The organism is Caballeronia sp. BR00000012568055 (assembly GCF_029439455.1).
Classification (GTDB): Bacteria; Pseudomonadota; Gammaproteobacteria; order Burkholderiales; family Burkholderiaceae; genus Caballeronia.
Map to the genome: position 1 here is coordinate 1 of NZ_JAQFVG010000036.1, position 5,735 is coordinate 5,735.

Genomic DNA, 5,735 nt, shown 5'->3' on the forward strand with positions numbered 1-5,735 from the left:
GGGCCGCTCCGCTAAGGAAACAGAGGTGCTTAAACCAGACCGTACCTATTCGCTGACAGGCCGGGCAGGCCTCCGTGGCGGCACGCTATTGTTACCTAGAAAGAGCATTAATCCACTTGCCCTTTCAACGTGCAGTGCCTGGTTGAAAAAGCTGCTTTCTTTGGTGACTTTCTTTGCAGCAGCAAAGAAAGTTACCCCCCCGCCGGGGAGGCGGCTACTGCATAACCAGCAAGACAAAAGCAGCAGCAAAAAAACCTCACCCAACCACCTCCACCGCCTCAAACTTCAAAAAACACGGCGGCCTCGGCAGCGGCTCCCGATCAATAAACGCCGTGCCACATCGCACTGCAAACTGAAACGCCGACTCGCGATTGGAAAAGTACCCCAGCCCGCCGAGCGAAGTTTCTTCGCCGTCTTCTTCGAGTATGGCGACGTGTGACACAAACAGATGTCCATTCCTGCCGACCGATGGATGGATCGCGACGCCCCGGTAATACAGCATCATGACTGCCTCCCAATGACGCGCTGCATGCAGTGATATGCAGCAGGCGATTTCATTCTCGATGGACAAAAATCCGGCGTAAAGAATCACGCTCTCAAACTAAGCCCCAGGCCTCAGCCCTGATTCAGATTCAAGATTCGCGCCATGATGAGCACGCGATGCGATTCCATCGCGGTGAGCGTGTCTTCGAGTGTGCGCAACAGCGTGAGCGCCGTGGACACATCGCCGCGCAGCGCTTCGAGTTGCTTCACCACGGCGCGTTGCCGGGCGATACGCCGTCTTGCCAGTTCGATGTTGTGGTCGGCTTTGTCGAGGGCAGAGCGTTGATCGTCGGGATTCATCGAAGGCCTCCTGCTTTGCAAAGATTACTCGCACCGACTGCACGCATGATCGATATCACACCCGCCTTGTCATGGGTGAAAAGTGAGCGGCGATCCAGCGCCCGCCGTATCGTCCGATGCGCTCTGCAAGGCGTTTCGAATGCAGCGCGCCAATTCTGCGCTCGGGCACACCGCGTCCGCCCCGGCGAGGTCAAGCGCGTTGCACGGCATAGCCGATGATTCGCAATCGTCCGGATGCTGCACGATGCCGAATCCGCCCCGCGCGCGGATGGCCGCGAGGCCCGCCGCGCCATCGTCGAGATCGCCGCTCAGCACCACGCCGACCACGCGCCGGCCATAGTGCTCGGCGGCGCTGCGAAACAGCGGATCGGCGGCGGGACGCGCGAAGTGTTCCTTCGGCCCCGTGTTGAGCCACGCGCAGCCGTGCGATAACACCAGATGGCGGTCGGGCGGCGCGACCAGAATCGTGCCGCGCCGGACTTCATCGCCGTGTTTCGCATAGCGCGCCTTGAGCGGACCCCATCCCGCCATGAGATCGGGCAGCGCGCTGCCGTGCGTTCCGATATGCAGCACGACGAACACCGCAGCCGGCAAATCGCCCGGCAATTCGCCGACGAGGTTTTTCAGCACCTGAAATCCCCCGCGCGACGCGGCGATCACGACGATATCCCGCTGTCCCATGGCATCTCCCTGTCGCACGATGCAGCCAACTCAGCAGCAAAGCACGCAACCCACGACCGCAGCAAATACCAGACCGACAGCGCCCTTTATTTCGCGGGCGCCGTGCTGAGCAACATATCGAGCGTATGAAGCAACTCGGGAAAATCCACCGGCTTGCTCAGATGCGCATCGTAACCCGCTTCGCGCGCGCGGCGTTTGTCTTCCTCGCGTCCGAGCGCCGTCACCGCCAGCGCTTTCACGCCTGCATGCGTCAGGTCGCCCCGCACGCGCCGGATCAAATCGTATCCGTCGATGCCGGGCAACTGCACGTCCGCGATCAGCGCGTCGACCGTGCCCTCATCGAGCAATGCCAGCGCCTGTTCCGCACTCGACGCCACGCGCACGGCCGCCTGCTCCAGTTCGAGCAATTCGGCAAACGAGCCGATGGCTTCGGTATCGTGATCGACCAGCAGAATGCGCGCGCCCGCCACCGGCCGCGCCCGCGCCTGCGATTCCGTCTGGACAGCATTCCGGTCCGCCGCCACCGGCAACCACACCGAAAGCGTCGTGCCGCGCCCCAGTCCTTCCGATTGCGCTTCAATCCGGCCGCCGTGCATCTCCGTCAACTGCCGCGCCAGCGCCAGTCCAATGCCCAGTCCCGTCGATGTCCGATACCGCCCGCCCTGCCGATACATATCGAAGATTCCCGGCAGCAGCGACGCCTCGATGCCCTGCCCCGTATCCGCCACATCCACGCGCACCATCGCGCCTTCAACCGTCAGGCGCACGCTGACCGTGCCGCCGCGTCCGGTGAACTTGAGCGCATTGGTGACGAGATTCCAGAAGATTTGCTCGCAGCGCACCGGATCGGCGAAAGCGAACACAGGCGCGTCCGCTTGCAATGCGTGCAGCGTGATGCCGCGTTGCAAGGCGTCGCTTTCGCTCACTTCGACAATGCGCCGCAGCAGCGCCGCGATATCCACCGGCACGATATTCAGCGCCAGCTTGCCCGTGCGCACGCGCGACAAATCCTGCAAATCGTCGATGATCTGCGCCTGGCTGCGCACCGCGCGGCGAATCGCTTCGGCGGTTTCGGCCACGGCTTCGATCCCGCGCGTTTGCGGCAAGCGCGGCAGGATTTCCGCCTTCATGCCGATCAGATTGAGCGGATGTTTGAGTTCGTGCGACAGCACCGCGAGGAAGTCGTCCTTCAACTGATTCGACAGCGCTTCGCGGCGGCGTTCGGCGTGCTCGTGCTCCAGCGCCGTGCGATTGGCGTCCTCGCGCATTTTGCGGTCGGTGAGATCGCGGGCGATCTTCGCAAAGCCGTTGAACGACGGGTCCGAGATCGGCGTCACCACGCCGCTGCAATAGACGCGGCGCTCGTCGCGCGTGACGTACCAGCGCTCGTCGTCGGCGCGGCCGTCGCGCCCGGCAATCTCGCGTTCGTGCGCGGGCACGCGCGCTTTGCGATCGGCGGGATCGAAAATCATGGCGATATCGCGCCCGACCACTTCCTTTTCCGTATAGCCGAAAATGCGTTCCGCGCCCGCGTTCCACGTCACGATCAGACCGTTCGGGTCCTGCACGATGATCGCGTAATCGTTGGTCGATTGCGCCACCAGCCGCAGACGTTCCTCGCCGCGCCGCGCCGATTCTTCCGCCTGATGCCGCGCCGTAATATCGATCAGCGTCAGCACCGCGCCGTCAATGCGATCATCCGCCGTGCGATACGGCAACAGGCGCATCAGATACCAGTGGCCATCCGAGCTTTCCACTTCGCGTTCGATCAGCTTGAGCGTCTCGAACGCCTGCTTCACATCGTCCGCCAGCGACGAGTAGCGCAACGAATGCGTAATGTCGAACAGCGAGCGGCCGATATCCAAATCGATCAGCTTGAACACGCGCGTCGCGCTGTTGGTGAAGCGCTTGACGCGAATCTGCTTGTCGACGAACACAGTGGCGATTTCCGTCGAAGCAATGATGTTCTGCAAGTCGTCATTGGCTTTCGCGGTGTCTTCCACGCGCGCCTGAAGCTCGGTATTGACCGTGGTCAATTCCTCGTTCACCGATTGCAGTTCTTCCTTGCTGCTTTCGAGTTCCTCGGTCGCCGAGCGCAGTTCCTCGTTGATCGCCTGCAACTCTTCGTTGGACGCCTTCAGTTCTTCCACCGTCGTTTCATGCTGTTCGATGGTGGTCGCCAGTTGCTCGCGCGTATGCTGAAGCTCGCGTTCGAGCTGCATCAGAAGCGGGTCTTGTCCCTTGTCTTCAGGCAGGCCTTCATCGGCCATATGTTCCTGAACTTCATCGAACAGGACGAGAAAGAAGTCTGCGTTCACGCCACTGTCGTGGAAGGGCCGCACGGTCATGTTGACCCACACCGTGCGCCCGTTCTGCAACAGCTTGACGCGGCGCGCCTCCACGCTGCCGCCGGTCTGATGCGCGCGGAACAACGTGGTGCGCAAGTCGAGCCGCAATTCCGGCAGCACCAGCGCCATGATGTTCGACGACAACTCGCCGCCGCCGTGACGCAGAAAGCGCCCCGCGTTGCTCGACAAATGCACGATATTCGAATCGCGATCCACCACCACGCTCGGCGGCGCATATTCCTCCAGCACTCGCTGATGCAACGACGCGAACGAGAAGCTGCGGCGCTCGGGCGTATCCGGCACCGTGGGATTGCCCGTCGGGGCTGTGACGGTGACCACTTCTTCGCGCGGCCCGATCGCCACCGGCCCGAGCGATGGAAACGCCACCGGCGGCTTGACGCGATTCAACACCGTGCGCGCGCGATAAATACGGCTTTTTTTATCGACGATGGTGAAGAGATCGTCGGCCGTATCCGCGGATTCGGCCGTGCCGAGAAACAGATAACCGCCGCCGCGCAAAGCGAAGTGGAACAGTTCGAGCACCTGCCGCTGCACCGCACGATCCAGATAGATCAGCACATTGCGGCACGAGATGAGATCGAGATGCGAGAACGGCGGATCGCGCAGCAGACTGTGCGCGGCAAACAGAATGCGTTCGCGCACGGGCTTGACGATCTGATAACGCCCGGCTTCGTGTTTGAAATAGCGGCGCAGCACATCCGGCGGCACATCGCCGATGATCGATCCGAGATACGAACCGCTGCGCGCCTGCGATATCGCCGGCTCGTCGATATCGGTGGCGAAGATTTGATAGCTCGCCTCGTAGCCGGATTGCTCGCGCGCCTGCGCCAGCAGAATGGCGATCGAATAGGCTTCTTCGCCGGTCGAACAGCCGGGCACCCACACGCGCATCTGGAACTCGCCTTTGGACGATTCCATCATCTGAGGCACCACTTCGCGCTTCAATGCTTCGAAGGCCTCACGATCGCGGAAAAACTGCGTCACGCCGATCAGCATATCGGCCAGTAGCGCGGTGGTTTCGTCCGGATTCGCACGCAGCCAGTCGCGGTACGCGCCGATCTCGCGCAGACCGTTCACCTGCATGCGCCGTTCGATGCGCCGCAAAATGGTCGCGCGTTTGTAGTGGCGGAAATCGTGGCCGGTGCGTACGCGCAGCTGCATCAGCACATCGGCCAATGCGCGTTCCGCGCCGCCCGCTGCGTGCGACGGCTCCCGCTCGGCAGCCTCGGCGACTTCTTCTATCGGCAACTGAATCTTCTTGGCGTTGCTCCACAGTTCGAGCAGCTTGTCCGGCATTTCCGCCGACGGCAAAACGAAGTCCACCTGACGCGTGGAAATGGCGTGCTGCGGCATCTCACCGAAGTCGGCATCTTCCGGTTTCTGCGCGACGGTAATGCCGCCCATTTCCTTGATACGCGACAGACCCGCCGCGCCATCCGAACCCGATCCCGACAACACCACGCCGATCGCACGCGTGCCCTGCGCGTGCGCGAGCGTTGCGAAGAAATGGTCGATGGTGGTCGGCGAACCGGTCGTATCGGTGCGATCCACAGCGTGCAGCAAGCCATCCGACAGTTCCAGATGCTTGCCCGGCGCGTTGATATAAACGTGATTCTTTTCGAGCGCGGTGGTTTCGGCGACCTGACGCACCGGCATATCGGTTACGCGCTGCAAGACTTCGTCCGCGTGGCTCATATGGTCGTCGGCCAGATGCACGATCACGACGAACGCCATATCCATGTCGATCGGCGCGTTCTCGAAGAAATTCAAGAGCGCCTGAATGCCGCCCGCCGATGCCCCCATCCCCACTACTGCAAACGGCAAATGCTCGAAATCAGCGGG

The 5,735-nt window shown here is 62.0% G+C and carries 4 protein-coding genes; 1 reads left to right on the top strand and 3 read right to left on the bottom strand.

Features of this window, described 5'->3' with window-relative positions:
* On the top strand, window positions 1–439 hold a 439-nt coding region (locus P7F28_RS33695), incomplete at its 5' end, for a hypothetical protein (protein WP_306805712.1).
* A 176-nt stretch (window positions 440–615) separates the two neighbouring features.
* Here the strand turns inward: P7F28_RS33695 and P7F28_RS03295 are convergent.
* The 3 genes from P7F28_RS03295 to P7F28_RS03305 all read right to left on the bottom strand — a co-directional run.
* On the bottom strand, window positions 616–843 hold the full coding sequence (locus P7F28_RS03295; protein WP_277183014.1) for a hypothetical protein: 228 nt from the start codon (window positions 841–843) through the stop codon (window positions 616–618).
* Window positions 844–912: 69 nt separating this feature from the next.
* Complete coding sequence (locus P7F28_RS03300; RefSeq protein WP_277183015.1) at window positions 913–1,524, bottom strand: chemotaxis protein CheB; 612 nt, start codon at window positions 1,522–1,524, stop codon at window positions 913–915.
* Window positions 1,525–1,610: 86 nt separating this feature from the next.
* A partial coding sequence (locus P7F28_RS03305) for a CheR family methyltransferase (protein WP_370467227.1) occupies window positions 1,611–5,735 on the bottom strand: 4,125 nt, incomplete at its 5' end.